The sequence below is a fragment of the Pseudomonas oryzihabitans NBRC 102199 genome (genome assembly GCF_000730625.1).
GTDB lineage: Bacteria > Pseudomonadota > Gammaproteobacteria > Pseudomonadales > Pseudomonadaceae > Chryseomonas > Chryseomonas oryzihabitans.
In genome coordinates this window covers 18,270-35,004 of sequence record NZ_BBIT01000026.1, presented here as the reverse complement: position 1 = coordinate 35,004, position 16,735 = coordinate 18,270, and the positions used below count along the sequence as shown (strand labels likewise).

The window sequence follows — 16,735 nt, the reverse complement described above, 5'->3', positions numbered from 1 at the left end:
GGGAGTGTAGCGCCGCGTGGATAGGCTTTAGCAAGGACAGTGGGTAGCATAGGCCGCAGCTTCTCTTTCCTATCCGCTGTTTCCGGGAGTCTGCATGACCGCTCCGACTCGCGAGGCCATCGAGGCCGCGCTGCGCCAGTATCACGATCCCTATCTCGAACAGGACCTGCTCAGCGCCGGTGCCCTGCGCGACCTCGCGCTGGACGGTGGCCGGGTGCGCGCCCGCTTCGAGCTGGGCTATGCCGCCGGACTTTTCAAGGGTGGCCTGGCCCAGGTGCTCAAGACCGCGCTGGAGAACGTGCCCGGGGTCGACACCGCCGAGATCCAGGTCGACTGCATAATCGCGCCCCACGCCGCCCAGCCGCAGCTGGAAGCCATGGGCAACGTCAAGAACATCATCGCCGTGGCCTCGGGCAAGGGCGGGGTGGGCAAGTCCACCACCGCCGCCAACCTGGCGCTGGCGCTGGCCCGCGAAGGCGCCCGGGTCGGGGTGCTGGACGCCGACATCTATGGTCCCAGCCAGGGCATCATGTTCGGCTTCGCCGAGGGCACCCGTCCCGAGGTGCGCGACGAAAAGTGGTTCATCCCGCTGCAGGCCCATGGCGTCGAGGTCATGTCCATGGCCTTCCTCACCAACGACAAGACCCCGGTGGCCTGGCGTGGCCCCATGGTCTCCGGCGCCCTGATCCAGCTGATCACCCAGACCGCCTGGAATGACCTCGACTACCTGGTGATCGACATGCCGCCGGGCACCGGCGACATCCAGCTGACCCTGGCGCAGAAGGTGCCGGTGGCCGGCGCGGTGATCGTCACCACGCCCCAGGACCTGGCCCTGCTGGACGCCAAGAAGGGCGTGGAGATGTTCCAGAAGGTCAATATCCCGGTGCTCGGGGTGGTGGAAAACATGGCGGTGCACATCTGCTCCAACTGCGGCCACGCCGAGCACCTGTTCGGCGAAGGCGGCGGCGGCCGGCTGGCCGAGCAGTACGGCGTGGACCTCCTGGCCTCGCTGCCGCTGGCCATGGCCATCCGCGAGCAGGCCGACGCCGGGCGCCCCACCGCCATCGCCGATCCCGACAGCCAGATCGCGCTGATCTACCAGGAACTGGCGCGCAAAGTCGGGGCCCGCATCGCCTTGGGCGGTCAGGCCGGTGGCGGCATGCCGACCATCACCGTCAGTGACGACTGATTTCGTCCGTTCGCCTTTGAGACCGCGCTGCGATCCTCTAGAATGCGCGGTCAATTTTTTCGCCCCGGAGCCAGACCTGCCATGAGCATCAAATCGGACAAGTGGATTCGCCGCATGGCCCAGGAGCACGGCATGATCGAGCCCTTCGTCGAGCGCCAGATGCGCGGCGCGGACGACAGCCGGGTGATCTCCTACGGGGTGTCCAGCTACGGCTACGACGTGCGCTGCGCCAACGAATTCAAGGTGTTCACCAACATCCATTCGGCGGTGGTGGATCCCAAGAACTTCGACGACAAGAGTTTCGTCGACGTGGTCAGCGACGTCTGCATCATCCCGCCGAACTCCTTCGCCCTGGCGCGCACCGTGGAATATTTCCGCATTCCGCGCGACGTCCTGACCATCTGCCTGGGCAAGAGCACCTATGCCCGTTGCGGCATCATCGTCAACGTCACCCCGCTGGAGCCCGAGTGGGAAGGGCACGTGACCCTGGAGTTCTCCAACACCACCACCCTGCCGGCCAAGATCTACGCCAACGAAGGCGTGGCCCAGATGCTGTTCCTGCAATCCGACGAGGCTTGCGAGGTGTCCTACAAGGATCGCGGCGGCAAGTACCAGGGCCAGCGCGGCGTGACCCTGCCACGCGCCTGACTTGGCGCTATTCGAGCGAAGCCGCCTGTCTGGCGGCTTCGCCGTTTCCGGGCCTCAAGAAAAGTCCACGGCCGCCGATAGCCTGTGACCTGACTTATCTTTGGAGTGGACTTTCCATGGCCGGCATTCTCGACACCGTCGATCAACGCACCCAGCTGGTTGGCGAGAATCGTCTGGAAATTCTCATGTTCCAGCTGTCCAGCCGGCAGATGTTCGCCATCAACGTGTTCAAGGTGCAGGAAGTCCTCAAGCTGCCGCGCCTGACCCAGATGCCCAAGCGCCACCCGATGATCTGCGGCGTGGTCCACCTGCGTGGCCAGACCCTGCCGGTGATCGACCTGGCCGCCGCCATCGGCATGCGACCCATCACGCCCGACGAGAACAGCACCATCATCGTCACCGAGTACAACCGCTCGGTGCAGGCCTTCCTGGTCGGCAGCGTCGATCGCATCATCAACCTCAACTGGGACAGCATCCAGGCCCCGCCCGGCGGTGCCGGACGGCAGCACTACCTGACCGCCATCACCCGCATCGAAGACCGCCTGGTGGAGGTGATCGACGTGGAAAAGGTGCTGGCCGAGATCGCGCCCTACAACGTCAAGGTCTCCCAGGAACGCCTGGCCGATCCGCTGCTGGCCAAGGCCCGCGGTCGCGAGGTGCTGCTGGTGGACGACTCCAGCACCGCCATCGGCCAGCTGCGCGACACCCTGGTCCAGCTGGATCTGAAATTCCACGTCGCCACCGACGGCCTGCAGGCCCTGCGCAAGCTCAAGGCCTGGGCCGACGAAGGCGTGGTGCTGACCGAGAAGCTGCTGATGGTGCTGACCGATGCCGAGATGCCGGAAATGGACGGCTATCGCCTGACCACCGAGATCCGCCAGGATCCGCGCCTCGCCGACCTCTATGTGGTGCTGCACACCTCGCTGTCGGGCAGCTTCAACGAAGCCATGGTGAAGAAGGTCGGCTGCAACGCCTTCCTCTCCAAGTTCCAGCCCGATCAGTTGGTCGAGGAAGTCCGCCGCCGCCTGGCACTGGCCGAGGGCTGATCCCCGCGGTTTCGCCGCTCCGGCGCCTCCCTTACACTGACGGCCTTTGTCCGCCGCCAGGAAGCCGCGCCCATGTCGCACCTCAGTGCCCTCTATCGTTATCCCGTCAAGTCGACGGCCGTGGAATCCCTCGCCCAGGCCGAGGTGGATGCCCTGGGCCTGGTGGGGGATCGCCGCTGGATGGTGGTGGATGCCGACACCGGTCGCTTCCTGACCCTGCGCCAGCTTGCGCAGATGAATCACATCGAGGCGCGCTGGCTGGCCGCCGATCGACTGCGCCTGAGCGCGCCAGGGCGGACTCCGCTCGAGGTGGCGGTGCCCGATGCCACCGGTGAGCAGCTAGGCGTGACCATCTGGCGCGACACCCTGCAGGCGCCGGTCGCCGCCGAGGCCGATGCCTGGCTGAGCGACTTCCTCGGGCGCCGCTGCCGCCTGGTGTACATCGCCGAAAGCCATGCACGCCAGATCAATACCGATTTCGCCGAGCCGGGACAGAAGGTCCACTTCGCCGACGGCTTTCCCCTGCTGCTGACCAGCGAGGCCTCCCTGGCCGATCTGGCGGAGCGGGTGGGCAAACCGCTGGAAATGCTGCGCTTTCGGCCTAATCTGGTGGTGGAGGGCACCGCGGCCTATGCCGAGGACGGCTGGAAACGGCTGCGCATCGGCACGGTGGACTTCGCCGTCGCCTGTCCCTGCTCGCGCTGCATCGTCATCACCCAGGATCCGGTGACCGGCGAAAAGGATCCGGATCGTCAGCCACTGACCGCCCTGCGCGAATACCGCTTCCACGACAATCGCATGCTGTTCGGCATGAACGTCATCCCCCTGGGGCGCGGCGTCATCGAGGCTGGCATGCCGGTGGAGGTGCTGGAATGACTCCCGTGCGGCGTGTGGCGCTGGTAAGTCCGGCAGGTGCGGTCAAGCAGGAGCTGGTCACGGCGGCGATCGAACAGCTGCAGGCGGCCGGCATCGAAGCGGTGCTGGGCGAGCAGGCGCTCAAGCGTCATCGCTATCTCGCCGGGACCGCCGAGGAGCGGGCCGCAGATCTGCACTGGGCCTTCAGCCAGGCGGACGTGGATGCGGTCTGGTGCCTGCGCGGCGGTTATGGATCCGCACAGCTGCTGCCCTGGCTGGACTGGTCGCGCCTGTCCAGCAGCAAGGGCCGGCCGCTGATCGGCTATTCCGACCTGACGGTGCTGCTGGAAGCCTTCCATCGCCGCGGTCTCACCGCCATCCATGGTCCTGGCGCCCTGGACTGGGGGCGCCGCGACGAGGATCCGGCTACCCAGGCGGCCCGGACCCGCTCGCTGGAGTCAGTCCTGGAGCTGTGCGCCGGTGGCCGTCCGGCCTGGCAGCTGGAGCGCCTGGCCGGTCCGGCCCAGGTGCCTGCCGGCGAGCTGATCGGCGGCAACCTGACCACGCTGGCCAGCGTGGTCGGCACCGCCGCGGCGCTGCGTCCCCACGATGGCGCCATCCTCATGCTGGAAGATGTCGGCGAGCCCTACTATCGACTCGAACGCAGCCTCTGCCAGTTGCTCGGCAACCTCACCGAGCACCGCATCGGCGCGGTCTGCCTGGGCACCTTCACCGACTGCCCGGCGCGCAACGTCGAGCAGTCGCTGGAAGAGATCTTCGCCGAATGGCTGGCGCCGCGCGGCATCGCCCTTTATCGCGGCCTGCCCAGCGGCCATGGCCCGGACAACCAGGCCTGGCCCTATGGCGCCCGGGTGCGCCTGGAAGCGGGTCGCCTGCAGGTGCTCTAGGCCCGACCGATCCTGGGCGGATCAGTCCGCCCAGGGCGAGGCCAGCTCCAGCTTGCGCAGCATCTGGCGCTTCTTGCTGTTATAGCCCTGCATCCGCACCAGCAGTTCATCCAGGGTGGCGACCGCCTTGAGGATGTGCGGGCCCTTGTTGAGCATCACGCATTCGGCGCGGACTCCGGTGGCGGCATCGGTGATCTCGGCGCGCGAAGGCGAACCCTTCTTGGCCAGATTCTCCAGCACCTGGGTCGCCCAGATCACCGGCACGTGGGCCGCTTCGCACAGGCAGAGGATATCTTCCTGCAGCGCCGCCAGGCGCTCGAAGCCGCCTTCCACCGCCAGGTCGCCGCGGGCGATCATCACGCCGAAGCCGCCGCGCTGCATGCCGGCCAGCAGCAGTGCGGGAAGGTTGTCGAAACCGCGGCGGGTCTCGATCTTCAGTACCACACCCAGGTGCTCGGCCTGCAGGCGCTCGAGTTCCGCGAGCAGCGCACGGACGTCGTCGGCGCTGTTGACGAAGGACATCTCGATGGCGTCGGCGTGCTCGGCGGCAAACGCCAGGGCTGCGAGGTCCTGTTCGCCCAGCGCTGCCAGCCGCAGGTTGCTCTGGGGAAAGTTGATGCCCTTGTCGCCCTTGAGCTTGGCGCCGCCCGGCGCGTGGGTGATACGGACCTGCAGCGCATCCTGATCGGCGCCTTCGATCACCCCGCCGATCTTGCCGTCGTCGAACCAGACCGGCTCGCCGCCGCGCACGTCGGCGAACACCTGGGGCAGGGTGCAGCCCAGGGTGGCGGGTGTCAGCAGGCGACCGCCGCTGTCCTGGCTGGCGGGCCGGCCGGGCGTCTGGTCGGCAGTCAGGATCAGCAGATCATCCTCGGCGAGGCGCAGGGCACCCGGCTGCGGGGCGAAATCACCAATGCGGCTGTGTCTCTTGCGCCCCTCGCGCGTGACGCTCAGACGCAGTCCGGGCGCAAGGTAGGTGGTCTTGGTCGCCTCCGCCCAGCAGCCGCGGTCGCCGACCTCGACCACCGTCCAGCGCCGCTGCGCCTGCCGGGTGTCCACCAGGCGGATATGGTCGCCCGGCTGCAGATCCTTCAGCCAGCGTTCGCCCACTTGGACACTGGCGGCGGCCGGGGAGGGCGCCGGTCGCGGCTGGCGACGGCCGGTCAGCCAGATCCGCGCCGGCTGGCGGACGCGGCCCTGGGCATCGCGTTCGGGCTTCACCTTCTGCACCGCCGCGCCCGTGGCGATGGGCCCGGTACGCAGCTTGGGGCCCGGCAGGTCCATGAACACCTTGCAGGGCCGGTCCAGCTCCGCGCTGGCACGGCGCACGTGCTCGATCATCCGCTTCCAGCTGGCCGGTTCGTCGTGGGCGCAGTTGATGCGCACGCAATCCATGTGCGCCGCCAGCAGATCCCGCACCAGGGAATAGTTGTCCGCGGCCTCGCGCGGCAAGGTGACCATGATGCGCACCTCCCGCTCGGCGGCAGGGGAGCCGAACAGCATGCGGGCGTGATCCGCCAGCGGGTTGGCGGCCTTGGCCGTGGGCCGCGCCGCCGGGCTCCCGCCGAGCAGTCGCTCCAGGGTGTTGATAAGGGTCGCCACCGCCGGCAGCACCGCGGCTTCGGAACGACCCAGCGACGACAGCCCCAGGGCGGAGAGGCGCAGCTGAAGGCCGTGCAGATCGCCCTCGCGCAACGCCAGATAGGCGAGCAGGTTCTGGGCGCTGGCGAGGTAGGCAGGATTGAGCGCCTGGCGATCCAGGCGCGGATCCGCGCTGGCCTGGTGCAGGGCATCCTGGAGGGCGCGCAGTTCAGCGAGGAGGGTGGCGAGATCGTGATCGGAGGTCCGGGAACGCGAGGTCGAACGGGGCGGCACGATAGGTCTCCAGCAGCGGGGGCCCAGGCGAGACGCTCACCGGGCGTTCCTGTCTCGGACCCGTGACCGCCGGAGAAGTGAAAAGCCAAGTGTTGCCAGACATTAGCGGCAGATGGCCACTCATCGCGCAGGCCGCCGCTGGCGTCCATAGGGAGTCGGCCAGGATGCTGCTATGATGCGCGGCCTTGACGACCCCCGTTTTCAGGTACCCGCCATGGTGCAGATTTCCGAACGTCTCCTGGTCCAGGCCCATCTGGCCGCCAAGCAGCCCAAGGCGCTCGGGCCGGACGAGATCGCGGCCTACAAGACCGCCATCGCCCGCGAGCTCAAGGCGCAGAACGCGGTGCTGCTCGCCCACTACTACACCGATCCGCTGATCCAGGCGCTGGCCGAGGAGACCGGCGGTTGCGTCGCCGACTCCCTGGAGATGGCGCGTTTCGGCAATCGCCATCCGGCGTCCACCGTGGTGGTGGCCGGGGTCAAGTTCATGGGCGAGACGGCCAAGATCCTCAACCCGGAAAAGCGGGTGCTGATGCCGACCCTGGAAGCCACCTGCTCCCTGGACCTGGGCTGCCCGGTGGAGGAATTCTCCGCCTTCTGCGACCAGCATCCCGAGCGCACCGTGGTGGTCTACGCCAACACCTCGGCCGCGGTGAAGGCCCGGGCGGACTGGGTGGTCACCTCCGGCTGCGCGCTGGACATCGTCGAGCACCTGATGGACAACGACGAGACCATTCTCTGGGCCCCCGATCGCCACCTGGGTCGCTATATCCAGCGCGAGACCGGCGCCGACATGCTGCTCTGGGAAGGCTCCTGCATCGTCCATGAGGAATTCAAGGCGAGCCAGCTGGAAGACCTCAAGCGGCTCTATCCGGAGGCGGCCATCCTGGTGCATCCGGAGTCGCCCGAGGCGGTGATCGAACTGGCCGACCATGTCGGCTCCACCAGCCAGATGATCAAGGCGGCCCAGACGCTGCCCAATCGCCAGTTCATCGTCGCCACCGATCGCGGCATCTTCTACAAGATGCAGCAGGCCTGCCCGGACAAGACCTTCATCGAGGCGCCCACCGCCGGCAACGGCGCCGCCTGCCGCAGCTGCGCCCACTGCCCGTGGATGGCGATGAATACCCTGGAGCGCACCCTCAACTGCCTGCTCGACGGCTCCGGCGAGGTGCTGGTCGATCCGGCACTCATCCCCCGGGCGGTCAAGCCGCTCAAGCGCATGCTCGACTTCACCCAGGCGCTGCAGCTGAAGGTCAAGGGCAACGCCTGAGGGCGCGGCCCAGGACGCTAGCGCAGGATTTCTTCGCTCAGCTTGCGCTGGGCGATCATCTCCTGCTGGCGGGCATCGATCCGCGCGGCCAGCTGATAGTTGCTGGCGGCGCGCTGCTTGGCGAAGCCCAGTTGCTGGATGGCCTGGTTGTAGTCACCGGTGAGGGCGAAGTACTCGGCGCGTGCCTGGTGCACGCCGACCAGGTCGCCGGCCTGACCGCGGACGTCCGCCGCCTGATTCCACAGATCCGGATCGATCGGCCGCTGCTTGAGCAGCTTGTCGAGCAGTTGGCTGGCGGCCTTGGCCTGCTTGGTGCGGCCAAGCAGGTCCACCTGGGCCAGGCTCACCGCCAGATCGTCCGGATAGAGCTCCAGCAGTCGCTGTACGCGTTTCTGGGCGTCGGGCAGGCGATTGGCGGTGATGTCCAGGTCGACCTGGGCGAGGTTGTAGCTGATCTCGTCCGGCGCCTTGCGCAGCAGCGGCGCCAGGGTGTCCCGCGCCTCGTTGAGCTGGCCCTGCTTGGTCAGGCCCATGGCCAGGCCGTAGCGGACCGCGTCGTTGTCCGGGTTTTCCTGCAGCTGGGCTCTATAGCGCTTCACCAGCAGGCCGGCGGTTTCCTCGAAATACATCTGAGCCCGCACCTTCATCAGCTGGAAGCGCTTGCTATCCTCGACGCCGCCCTTGGGAAAACGCTCGGCACGCGCCTGGGTATCGGCGATCCGGCTATCGGTGACCGGGTGGGTCAGCAGGAATTCCGGCGGGGTACGGTCATAGCGATACTGCCGGGCGAGCCGACCGAACATCTCCGGCATGGCGCGCGGATCGTAGCCGGCGCGCTCCAGATTGACGATGCCGACGCGGTCGGCCTCCTGCTCGTTGAGTCGGGAAAAGCGCAACTGGCTCTGGATGGCCGCCGCCTGGGTCGAGGCGATTGCGGCGATTCCCGCATCGCCGCCGCCTGCCGCGGCGGCCACGATGCCGGCGAGCAGGGCCGCCATCAGCGGCAACTGCATGCGCTGCTGGTTTTCCACCCCGCGGGCGAAGTGGCGCTGGATGAGGTGACCCAACTCATGGGCCATGACCGCCGCGTACTCGGCTTCGGTCTCCGACTTGAGGAACAGCCCGCCATTGACCCCGATCACCCCGCCGGGCGCGGCGAAGGCGTTGATCTCGGGATCCTTGATCAGGATGAAGACCAGGCGGTGGTCCTGCAGGTCGCTGGTCTCGGCCAGCTTGTAGACGGTTTGCTCGACGAATTGCTTGAGCTGCGGATCGTTGATAGCCGGGACCTGGCCGCGCAACATGCTCAGCCAGGCGCGGCCCATCTGAAACTCCTGCTCGGGCGAGACGATCGAAGAGCTGGCATCGCCCAGTGACGGCAGATCGTTCGCCCCCTGCGCCAGATGGGGCGCGGCGAGTAGCGCCAGGGACAGCAGGGCGGGGCGCAGGACGTTCATGGCAAGACTCGTGGCCGCAAAAGGGCTACTTTAGCGGCCCGCCGTCTGGGTGCCTAGCAAACCCGGGCACTGACCTAGCCCCCAATGGAGAATCTCATGGCCGATCTGAGCCAACCCTACACCGGCGCGGTGACCGCCCAGCTGGACGCCAGTGGCCTGAGCTGCCCCATGCCGCTGCTCAAGGCCAAGCTGGAACTCAACCGCCTGTCTTCCGGCGAGGTGCTGGCCGTGGTGGCGACCGATGCCGGGTCGCAACGCGACTTCCGTACCTTCGCCAAGCTGTCGGGACACGCCCTGGTGGGCGAAGAGGTGGCGGGGGAAACCTTCCGCTACTGGCTGCGCAAGGCCTGATCAGGCCTTGTTCAGCGCCTGGGCGGCGGCCAGGACCTCGGCGACGTGCCCGGGGACCTTCACGCCGCGCCAGATCTGGCGCACCACGCCTTCCCGGTCGATGAGGAAGGTGCTGCGATCCACGCCGATGTAGTCCTTGCCATAGAGCTTCTTCTGTCGCATCACGTCGAACAGCTGGCAGAGGGTCTCGTCCTTGTCGCTGATCAGCTCGAAGGGAAAGCCCTGCTTGGTACGGAAATTCTCGTGGGTGCGCAGGCTGTCACGGCTGATGCCGAAGACCTGGGTGTCGGCCGCGAGGAACTGCTCGTGCAGATCGCGAAAGCCCTGGCCCTGGGTGGTGCAGCCGGGAGTGTTGTCCTTGGGGTAGAAATAGAGCACCGCCTGACGGCCGCGCAGACTGGCCGGCGAGACCTCGAGGCCGCTGGTGGCCTGGGCCTGGAAAGCCGGAAGCGGTTGGTCGAGAGTCACGCTCATGGGCAGCTCCTTGCGGGTTCCGTCAGTTGCTCTGCGGCCGCCAGGGCTCGATCAGGGCATCGAGATTGAGGGCGTCGGCGAAATCCAGGAACTGGTCGCGCAGCCAGCTGATCTGGGTGCCGGCGGGCAGGGTCACGGTGATGGTGGCGTTGAGCATGGTGCCGCCGGTCTGGGGCGCCTGGTAGGAATCGCAGACCAGGTTCTCCACTTCGATCTTGTGGTCGGCGAAGAACTGGCAGAGCTCGTTGAGGATGTCCGGGCGATAGGCGGCACTGACATAGACGACGTACGGCAGGGCCTGGGGGCGATTCTCCAGGGCGGCGCTGCGGGTGACGCCGACGGTGAAGCCGTGACGCTTGCCGAGGCCGGCGAGGCCGCCTTCGAGGCGCGCGAGGCCGTCCCAGTTGCCGGAGACCTGCAGGATCAGCGCGCTGTATTCCCCGTGCCGGCTCAGCCGGCTGCTGACCACTGCGCAGCGGTTGTCCATGCAGCTGCGGTAGAGCACGTTGGTCAGCTCCATGGGGTTGGCGCCCAGCGCGCTGATGACGAGAAATTGTTCGCGAATCGGGGGGGTGGCGGACATTAGGCTTCCTGGCAGGGGGAATTACAGACTGGCAAAGGCGAAAGGGTAGCGAAAAGCGCTCGCGGGGGGAATGCCCGTTGGGGGCGCGTTGCTTGTGCTGGCGCAGAGGCGTCAGTACCATTACCGCTCTCTTTTTCCGGCAGGAGCGGTTGCATGATTGCGGGGAGCATGGTGGCGCTGGTCACCCCTATGGACGCCCAGGGGCGTATCGACTGGGACAACCTGACCAAGCTGGTGGACTTCCATCTCGCCGAAGGCACCGACGCCATCGTCGCGGTGGGCACCTCGGGTGAATCCGCCACGGTCGACGTCGACGAGCACGTTGCCGTGATCCGTCATGTGGTCGAGCAGGTCAAGGGCCGCATCCCGGTCATCGCCGGCACCGGTGGCAATTCCACCCGTGAGGCCATCGACCTGACCCGCGCCGCCAAGGACGCGGGCGCCGACGCCTGTCTGCTGGTCGTGCCCTACTACAACAAGCCGACCCAGGAAGGGCTGTACCAGCACTTCCGCATGATCGCCGAAACCGTCGCCATTCCGCAGATCCTCTACAACGTGCCGGGCCGTACCGCCTGCGACATGCTGGCCGAGACTGTCGAGCGCCTGGCCAAGGTGCCGAACATCATCGGTATCAAGGAAGCCACCGGCGACCTGGCGCGCGCCCGCGACATCCTCTCCCGTGTGGGCAAGGACTTCCTGGTCTACTCGGGCGATGACGCCACCGCCGCCGAACTCATGCTGCTGGGCGGCAAGGGCAACATCTCGGTGACCGCCAACGTCGCGCCGCGCGCCATGAGCGAACTCTGCGCCGCCGCCATGCGGGGCGATGCCGACACCGCACGCGCGCTCAACGAACAGCTGATGCCGCTGCACAAGAATCTGTTCATCGAATCGAATCCGATCCCGGTGAAGTGGGCCCTGCATGAAATGGGCATGATCGACGCCGGTATTCGCCTGCCGCTGACCTGGCTGAGCTCGCGCTGCCACGAAGTGGTACGTCAGGCCCTGCGTCAGGCGGGAGTGCTGGCGTGATTAGGAAGCAGTCGATGAAACGTGTTCTGGGTTTGACGACGCTGGGTCTGGCCGTGGCCACCGCCAGTGGCTGCAGCTGGGTGTGGGGCGAGCATGGTTATTTCCGCGATCGCGGCAATGACTATCTCGAAGCCCGCGAAACCGGCCCCATGCAGGTGCCGACCGATGTCCAGGCCAAGCCGATGGATCCGCTGCTGCCGATTCCGGCCAACGTGGCCGATACCCAGAATCGCTCCTATGGCTTCGAAGTGCCGAAACCCCAGTCGCTGGCCGTCCAGGGCAGTGGCAACGAACAGTTCAGCGTGCAGCGCAGCGGCAACGCCCGCTGGCTGGCCGCCCAGAAGGTCCCCGCCAGCGTCTGGCCGGTGGCCCGTCAGTACCTGACCGACAACGGCTTCCGCATTGCCGAAGAGCGTCCGCAGACCGGTGAGATCATCACCGCCTGGCAGGCGCCCACCGAGCTGTCGACCCCGCTGGCCCGCAGTCTGAGCACCAACGGCCGCCTGCAGCCGGGCAACGAGCTGCGCACCCGCCTGCGCATCGAGCCGGGCGTGCAATCGGGCAGCAGCGAAATCTTCATCCAGACCCAGACCCGCAGCCAGGGCAGCTCCAGCGAGCCGTCCTGGTCCAGCAGCCAGAACAGCTCGGCACTCGATGACGCCCTGCTGAATCAGGTGCTGGCCGGCCTGGACCGCAGCGAGCAGGGCAGTGGCTCGGTCTCGCTGCTGGCCGCTGGTGGCTACGACACCCCCGAGCGCGTGACCTACGAGGTCGACGGCAGCGGCGTGCCCATGCTGGTGCTGGAAAGCGATCTGAATCGCGCCTGGTCCAGCGTGGGTCGCGCCATCGAAGGCGCCGACATCCGCGTCGACGACATGGATCGCAGCCTGGGCGTCTACTACGTGAACATCGCCGAAGGCGCGCAGAAGCCCGAAGAGCGCAAGCCGGGCTTCTTCGGCCGCATGTTTGGCAAGGGCGAGACCAAGGAAGAGGAAGACGCCCGCGCACGGCGCTTCCAGGTGCGCCTCACCTCGGTAGGCAACACCGTCCAGGTCACCCTGGACAAGACCATCAACACCGCAGCACCCCAGGACATCGCCGAAGGCGTGCTGAAAAAGCTTCAGACGAGCATGCAGTATGCGCTTCGCAATCCTGGGCAGCGGCAGTCGGGGCAACTCGACCCTGGTGCACAGCCATAACAGCTATGTGCTGATCGACTGCGGCTTCTCCCTGCGGGAAGCCGAACGTCGTCTGGCCCGGCTGGGCGTGGTACCTGCCCAGCTGGATGCCGTCCTGGTCACCCACGAACACTCCGATCACGTGCAGGGCGTCGAGCTCCTGGCGCGCAAGCACGGGGTGCCGGTCTATTACAGCGCCGGTACCGGGCGCGGCCTGCGCAAGCCGGTGGCCGCCCAGGGCCTGCTGGTGGACGGCGAACGGCTGGTGCTGGACGCGCTGGAAGTGACCGTGGTGCAGGTGTCCCATGACGCCCTGGAGCCGACCCAGTTCGTCTTCGACGATGGCCGCAAGCGCCTGGGCGTGCTCACCGATCTCGGCGAGGCCACCCCTGGGGTGCTGGCGCATTACCGTGGCCTGGATGCCCTGGTGATCGAAGCCAACCACGACAGCAACATGCTCGCCGCGGGCCCTTATCCCTATCACCTCAAGGCACGGGTCGGCGGGGTGCGCGGTCACCTCAACAACCGGCAATCGGCCGAGCTGGTGATGGAGCTGGCCTGTCCGGGCCTGCAGCATCTGGTGCTCGCCCACCTGAGCGAGAAGAACAACAACCCCTGGCTCGCCCGCGCCTGCTTCAGCAATGTGCTGGGCTGCGATGCGGACTGGCTGCAGATCGCCGATCAGCAGCAGGGGTTGGAGTGGCAGGCCATCGCCTGAGGCGCTGACCGGCTTTTCTTTAGCGGTCGGGCGTTGCTGCACGGCCAAAAGATCCACGATCCTATGTAAACTGCGCTTCCCGGCTGTACTCGTCCCGAACCGGTCGTCTCACCTGCGTTCGTCCACAGCCTGCAAGCCCTTCGAACCGGAGTCCAAGATGGAAAAACGCGCAGAACTCTACCGTGGCAAGGCCAAGTCGGTATTCACCACCGACGATCCCGATCGCCTGGTCCTGTTGTTCCGCAACGACACCTCTGCCTTCGATGGCGAGCGCATCGAGCAACTCGAGCGCAAGGGCATGGTGAACAACAAGTTCAATGCCTTTGTCATGCAGAAGCTCGAAGCCGCCGGCATCCCCACTCAGTTCGAGCAACTGCTGGGCGACAACGAATGCCTGGTCAAGAAGCTCGAGATGATTCCGGTGGAATGCGTGGTGCGTAACTTCGCCGCCGGCAGCTTGGTGCGCCGCCTGGGCGTGGAGGAGGGCCTGGAGCTGACGCCGCCGACCTTCGAACTCTTCCTGAAGAACGATGCGCTGCACGACCCCATGGTCAACGAAAGCCATGTCCAGGCCTTTGGCTGGGCCACTCTCGACCAGCTGGCCGAGATGAAGGCGCTGACCTTCCGCATCAATGACATCCTCAAGCAGCTGTTCGACGACGCCGGTCTGCTACTGGTCGACTTCAAGCTGGAATTCGGCCTGTTCCACGGCAAGGTCGTGCTGGGCGACGAATTCAGCCCGGACGGCAGCCGCCTGTGGGATAAGGAAACCCGCAAGAAGATGGACAAGGATCGCTTCCGCCAGGGTCTGGGCGGCGTGATCGAGGCCTACGAAGAGGTCGCCCAGCGCCTGGGCGTCCCGCTCTAAACGCAAGCCGCTGATACCAGAGCTTTTTTTGCAATTGCTTGTTCGCTTTTGCCCGCATGACTGGTATCATGCGCCGCGTTGGAGAGATGCCGGAGTGGTCGAACGGGACGGATTCGAAATCCGTTGAGTCAGCAATGGCTCCTAGGGTTCAAATCCCTATCTCTCCGCCAAATACGGAAAACCCCGAGCGTGCCAGGCACCTCGGGGTTTTTTATTGCCTGCGGATTGGCTAGTCGATCTTGCGGGTAGGGGAGGCTGCAGGCGTCTGCGCGGTCTCTGCATCGGCTGGGCCAGGAGCGGAGAATTCCTGGATCCGCTGGTAATGGCTTAGCCAGAAACCCAGCTCCAGGGCCAGCGTCTTCTGCTCCAGGGGGGAGAGGGCGTTCAGGCCCTGGCGGATGGCCCGTTCGGCATAGTCGATGGCCGCCAGCTGGCCCGTCGTGCGCGCGGGACAGTTTCTGATGGCATAACGGAGCGCCTCTTTGCAGTCGCTATCCAGGCCAGTCATAAAAGGTCCTTGAGTGGATAAGGGGTTCACCGAGGCGCCGCCCTGGATGGCCAGGGCGGCTGCAGGCCCTGCTGCTGGCGATTCGCGAAAAGGCGTTCAGCCGGTCAGGGATCCGAACGCGACCAGGCGCGGTTGCCTGGGCACCGGGACCGTCCAAGTCCTTGTCAGGGCTGCGATTTCGACCACTCCTGGCGATCACGGTTGGCCGAATACTAGTTCGCCGGAATCGTCGTGAGCAGCCAATATCGCCTTGCCTGATGGGCGGTACCAGAACTTGTACCCTTGTTGTATCCGGCTCTGGAATGGCGGTCTTGCGTGATCTCGAGGCGATAAAGCGGCCGGCAGACCCGATGTCATCTTGTATGGAAGTTGGACGAAGCCGCGGCGCTTCATGTCGCATCCAGGGCCGTTTGCGGTAGCTGCGTACCGTCGAGCGGTAGGGGCCAGCGCCCGGGAATGGCTGGACGCCTCAGGCAAATGGAGCGATGCTGGAAAGGCACGCCTCAGAGCGTGCGACCTCCGATGGCCGAGCGGCAAGCGGCAGCCATAGGACGGTGGCTTCGGCGCATAACAATAAGAGGAGTCGAGCGATGTTCTACAAGGTCAGCGTGTATTCCCGGCCTGAAGATCGTGGGCTGCTGGTATGGCGGTGGAAGAAGCAGTTTCTCGGTGAATGGGTGGAGTCGCGTCAGGAATTCGAGGACTGCGACCACTGCGTCCACCATGCCCTGCAGGATGCCAAGGGGCAGAGCGTTCACCTCGAGACCGATCGCTGCACTCTCTATCGTTACCGCTTCGAAAGCATGCTGCATCAATATGGCAGCTGCTATTGCCTGAGCGGCGGCCGCTCGGCCGAAGCCGTCCTGGATCTCATCGCCCAGATCGAAGAGCGCCACAACGTCATCGTCCTGCGCGACGGCCAGCCGTTCTTCGCCCACTATCGAGCGGATCTGCAGGCCGAAGGCACGCTGGCGCCGGAACTCTGGCAGGGCGTTGAATGGCGGGGTCTGGAGGGGCGCTTCGAGTACGTGCGCAACGGCAACTCGCCCTGGTTGCGGTAGCGACGGTCGGTCAGCGGCGACTCAGAAGGGCAGCAATTCCTGCCGCATCACGCTGATGTCGGTCGGCGCCTGGATGCCTACCTGCACGCGGTCGCCCTGCACCTTGAGGATGCGGATGTTGATGCCGCCATTGAATAGCAGATCCAGCACCTGTTCTTCATCGGCCCCCGGCTTCAGGGAAAAATTGATGATTTCGTCGGTGCGACGGGTCAAGACCAGATAAGACATGAGCATCCCTGCCATGATTTCAGGGCGCCGATGATAAACAGTTCCGCCTCTGGTGAGAATCAGTAGGCAGATTGTTGGGCTCCGCCGGTTATCTGGCGCGATGTACGGAGCGATACCGACGCCCCAGTTGCCAGCGCCGTCCAACGAATCCCAAAGCGCCCGCGAGGACCACCAGCAGGTTGATGACATTGGTCGGACCACTGCCGTGATAACCCGCGAGCAAGGCGACCAGGGTGGTCAGGGCCCAGACGGAGATGGCGGCGGCGACGGCGGCAGCCATTTCGTTGAAGTCGGAGTGCCCCGCCGGTTTCGAGCAGGGGTGCGGATCGCTTTCGTATTCTTCTGGCATGGGAAGCTCCGGCTGCTGTTCTTGTTGGAGAGTATCGCCGTGAGTCTTATCGACTGCTGATGAACAGTCTGGATGGGATCGATAGCGCGATCAGCGATTTTTTCCGCCGAACGGACGAGAGGTAGCGGCTAGAG

General features: G+C 65.9%; 19 protein-coding genes and 1 tRNA gene. 13 read left to right on the top strand and 7 right to left on the bottom strand.

The annotated features are described in order from the left end of the window. The first annotated feature begins 94 nt into the window (after positions 1-94). From apbC to POR01S_RS22410, 5 genes are all read left to right on the top strand, one after another. Entirely contained in the window at positions 95-1,189 is a 1,095-nt protein-coding gene (apbC, locus tag POR01S_RS22430; protein ID WP_027597613.1) for an iron-sulfur cluster carrier protein ApbC, read from the top strand. Positions 1,190-1,270: 81 nt separating this feature from the next. Beyond that, the gene (gene dcd, locus POR01S_RS22425) at positions 1,271-1,837 is read left to right on the top strand and encodes a dCTP deaminase (RefSeq protein ID WP_007162761.1); all 567 of its coding nucleotides are present in this window, start codon (positions 1,271-1,273) and stop codon (positions 1,835-1,837) included. Between the two features lie 116 nt (positions 1,838-1,953). Continuing rightward, the gene (locus POR01S_RS22420) at positions 1,954-2,883 is read left to right on the top strand and encodes a chemotaxis protein CheV (RefSeq protein ID WP_007162762.1); all 930 of its coding nucleotides are present in this window, start codon (positions 1,954-1,956) and stop codon (positions 2,881-2,883) included. 72 nt (positions 2,884-2,955) lie between these two features. Next, a complete protein-coding gene (locus tag POR01S_RS22415; RefSeq protein ID WP_042138446.1) occupies positions 2,956-3,759 on the top strand; it encodes an MOSC domain-containing protein in 804 nt (267 codons plus the stop codon). After that, positions 3,756-4,646, top strand: a complete 891-nt coding sequence (locus POR01S_RS22410) for a S66 peptidase family protein (protein WP_027597615.1) — start codon at positions 3,756-3,758, stop codon at positions 4,644-4,646. Before POR01S_RS22415 ends, POR01S_RS22410 begins: the two co-directional genes overlap by 4 nt. A 21-nt stretch (positions 4,647-4,667) precedes the next feature. Here the strand turns inward: POR01S_RS22410 and POR01S_RS22405 are convergent, their stop codons facing one another. Beyond that, positions 4,668-6,521: a pyruvate kinase gene (locus tag POR01S_RS22405; protein WP_042138443.1), complete on the bottom strand. Its 1,854-nt coding sequence runs from the start codon at positions 6,519-6,521 to the stop codon at positions 4,668-4,670. A gap of 214 nt (positions 6,522-6,735) precedes the next feature. On the opposite strand from POR01S_RS22405, the gene nadA reads away from it, so the two are divergent. Then, entirely contained in the window at positions 6,736-7,794 is a 1,059-nt protein-coding gene (gene nadA / locus POR01S_RS22400) for a quinolinate synthase NadA (protein WP_007162766.1), read from the top strand. Positions 7,795-7,811: 17 nt separating this feature from the next. Here the strand turns inward: nadA and POR01S_RS22395 are convergent, their stop codons facing one another. Beyond that, complete coding sequence (locus POR01S_RS22395) at positions 7,812-9,251, bottom strand: M48 family metalloprotease (protein ID WP_007162767.1); 1,440 nt, start codon at positions 9,249-9,251, stop codon at positions 7,812-7,814. Between the two features lie 96 nt (positions 9,252-9,347). Between POR01S_RS22395 and POR01S_RS22390 the strand changes: the two genes are divergently transcribed. Beyond that, positions 9,348-9,602 (top strand): sulfurtransferase TusA family protein, encoded by a 255-nt coding sequence (locus POR01S_RS22390; protein ID WP_007162768.1) that lies wholly within the window; start codon positions 9,348-9,350, stop codon positions 9,600-9,602. Here the strand turns inward: POR01S_RS22390 and POR01S_RS22385 are convergent, their stop codons facing one another. Together POR01S_RS22385 and POR01S_RS22380 are read right to left on the bottom strand one after the other, a co-directional pair. Beyond that, positions 9,603-10,076: a peroxiredoxin gene (locus POR01S_RS22385; RefSeq protein WP_027601299.1), complete on the bottom strand. Its 474-nt coding sequence runs from the start codon at positions 10,074-10,076 to the stop codon at positions 9,603-9,605. Between the two features lie 22 nt (positions 10,077-10,098). Next, positions 10,099-10,659 carry a glycine cleavage system transcriptional repressor gene (locus tag POR01S_RS22380; protein WP_007162770.1) on the bottom strand — a complete coding sequence of 187 codons (561 nt, stop codon included), beginning with the start codon at positions 10,657-10,659 and terminating at the stop codon, positions 10,099-10,101. Between the two features lie 153 nt (positions 10,660-10,812). Between POR01S_RS22380 and dapA the strand changes: the two genes are divergently transcribed. The 5 genes from dapA (at position 10,813) to POR01S_RS22355 (ending at position 14,625) form a co-directional block, all read left to right on the top strand. Then, positions 10,813-11,691, top strand: a complete 879-nt coding sequence (gene dapA / locus POR01S_RS22375; protein ID WP_007162771.1) for a 4-hydroxy-tetrahydrodipicolinate synthase — start codon at positions 10,813-10,815, stop codon at positions 11,689-11,691. 14 nt (positions 11,692-11,705) lie between these two features. Further along, positions 11,706-12,890 carry an NlpB/DapX family lipoprotein gene (bamC, locus tag POR01S_RS22370; protein ID WP_042138441.1) on the top strand — a complete coding sequence of 395 codons (1,185 nt, stop codon included), beginning with the start codon at positions 11,706-11,708 and terminating at the stop codon, positions 12,888-12,890. Then, positions 12,829-13,587, top strand: coding sequence for an MBL fold metallo-hydrolase (locus tag POR01S_RS22365; RefSeq protein WP_027597618.1), 759 nt, complete (start codon positions 12,829-12,831; stop codon positions 13,585-13,587). Before bamC ends, POR01S_RS22365 begins: the two co-directional genes overlap by 62 nt. Before the next feature lie 157 nt (positions 13,588-13,744). Next, positions 13,745-14,455, top strand: coding sequence for a phosphoribosylaminoimidazolesuccinocarboxamide synthase (gene purC, locus POR01S_RS22360; RefSeq protein WP_007162774.1), 711 nt, complete (start codon positions 13,745-13,747; stop codon positions 14,453-14,455). Between the two features lie 80 nt (positions 14,456-14,535). Beyond that, positions 14,536-14,625: transfer RNA gene (locus POR01S_RS22355), tRNA-Ser, on the top strand. A 59-nt stretch (positions 14,626-14,684) separates the two neighbouring features. On the opposite strand, the gene POR01S_RS22350 is transcribed toward POR01S_RS22355, so the two are convergent. Then, positions 14,685-14,963, bottom strand: coding sequence for a hypothetical protein (locus POR01S_RS22350; RefSeq protein WP_027597619.1), 279 nt, complete (start codon positions 14,961-14,963; stop codon positions 14,685-14,687). Between the two features lie 590 nt (positions 14,964-15,553). On the opposite strand from POR01S_RS22350, the gene POR01S_RS22345 reads away from it, so the two are divergent. Further along, the gene (locus POR01S_RS22345) at positions 15,554-16,024 is read left to right on the top strand and encodes a hypothetical protein (protein ID WP_042138438.1); all 471 of its coding nucleotides are present in this window, start codon (positions 15,554-15,556) and stop codon (positions 16,022-16,024) included. 21 nt (positions 16,025-16,045) lie between these two features. On the opposite strand, the gene POR01S_RS22340 is transcribed toward POR01S_RS22345, so the two are convergent. Both POR01S_RS22340 and POR01S_RS22335 read right to left on the bottom strand, forming a co-directional pair. Then, on the bottom strand, positions 16,046-16,252 hold the full coding sequence (locus POR01S_RS22340; protein WP_042138436.1) for a carbon storage regulator: 207 nt from the start codon (positions 16,250-16,252) through the stop codon (positions 16,046-16,048). 88 nt (positions 16,253-16,340) lie between these two features. Then, positions 16,341-16,601: a hypothetical protein gene (locus POR01S_RS22335; RefSeq protein WP_042138434.1), complete on the bottom strand. Its 261-nt coding sequence runs from the start codon at positions 16,599-16,601 to the stop codon at positions 16,341-16,343. Positions 16,602-16,735: the final 134 nt, after the last annotated feature.

Coding starts and splice junctions, on each gene's coding strand:
- apbC (WP_027597613.1), top strand. CDS start 95: ATGACCGCTCCGACTCGCGAGGCCATCGAGGCCGCGCTGCGCCAGTAT.
- dcd (WP_007162761.1), top strand. CDS start 1,271: ATGAGCATCAAATCGGACAAGTGGATTCGCCGCATGGCCCAGGAGCAC.
- POR01S_RS22420 (WP_007162762.1), top strand. CDS start 1,954: ATGGCCGGCATTCTCGACACCGTCGATCAACGCACCCAGCTGGTTGGC.
- POR01S_RS22415 (WP_042138446.1), top strand. CDS start 2,956: ATGTCGCACCTCAGTGCCCTCTATCGTTATCCCGTCAAGTCGACGGCC.
- POR01S_RS22410 (WP_027597615.1), top strand. CDS start 3,756: ATGACTCCCGTGCGGCGTGTGGCGCTGGTAAGTCCGGCAGGTGCGGTC.
- nadA (WP_007162766.1), top strand. CDS start 6,736: ATGGTGCAGATTTCCGAACGTCTCCTGGTCCAGGCCCATCTGGCCGCC.
- POR01S_RS22395 (WP_007162767.1), bottom strand. CDS start 9,251: ATGAACGTCCTGCGCCCCGCCCTGCTGTCCCTGGCGCTACTCGCCGCG.
- POR01S_RS22390 (WP_007162768.1), top strand. CDS start 9,348: ATGGCCGATCTGAGCCAACCCTACACCGGCGCGGTGACCGCCCAGCTG.
- POR01S_RS22385 (WP_027601299.1), bottom strand. CDS start 10,076: ATGAGCGTGACTCTCGACCAACCGCTTCCGGCTTTCCAGGCCCAGGCC.
- POR01S_RS22380 (WP_007162770.1), bottom strand. CDS start 10,659: ATGTCCGCCACCCCCCCGATTCGCGAACAATTTCTCGTCATCAGCGCG.
- dapA (WP_007162771.1), top strand. CDS start 10,813: ATGATTGCGGGGAGCATGGTGGCGCTGGTCACCCCTATGGACGCCCAG.
- bamC (WP_042138441.1), top strand. CDS start 11,706: ATGAAACGTGTTCTGGGTTTGACGACGCTGGGTCTGGCCGTGGCCACC.
- POR01S_RS22365 (WP_027597618.1), top strand. CDS start 12,829: ATGCGCTTCGCAATCCTGGGCAGCGGCAGTCGGGGCAACTCGACCCTG.
- purC (WP_007162774.1), top strand. CDS start 13,745: ATGGAAAAACGCGCAGAACTCTACCGTGGCAAGGCCAAGTCGGTATTC.
- POR01S_RS22350 (WP_027597619.1), bottom strand. CDS start 14,963: ATGACTGGCCTGGATAGCGACTGCAAAGAGGCGCTCCGTTATGCCATC.
- POR01S_RS22345 (WP_042138438.1), top strand. CDS start 15,554: ATGTTCTACAAGGTCAGCGTGTATTCCCGGCCTGAAGATCGTGGGCTG.
- POR01S_RS22340 (WP_042138436.1), bottom strand. CDS start 16,252: ATGTCTTATCTGGTCTTGACCCGTCGCACCGACGAAATCATCAATTTT.
- POR01S_RS22335 (WP_042138434.1), bottom strand. CDS start 16,601: ATGCCAGAAGAATACGAAAGCGATCCGCACCCCTGCTCGAAACCGGCG.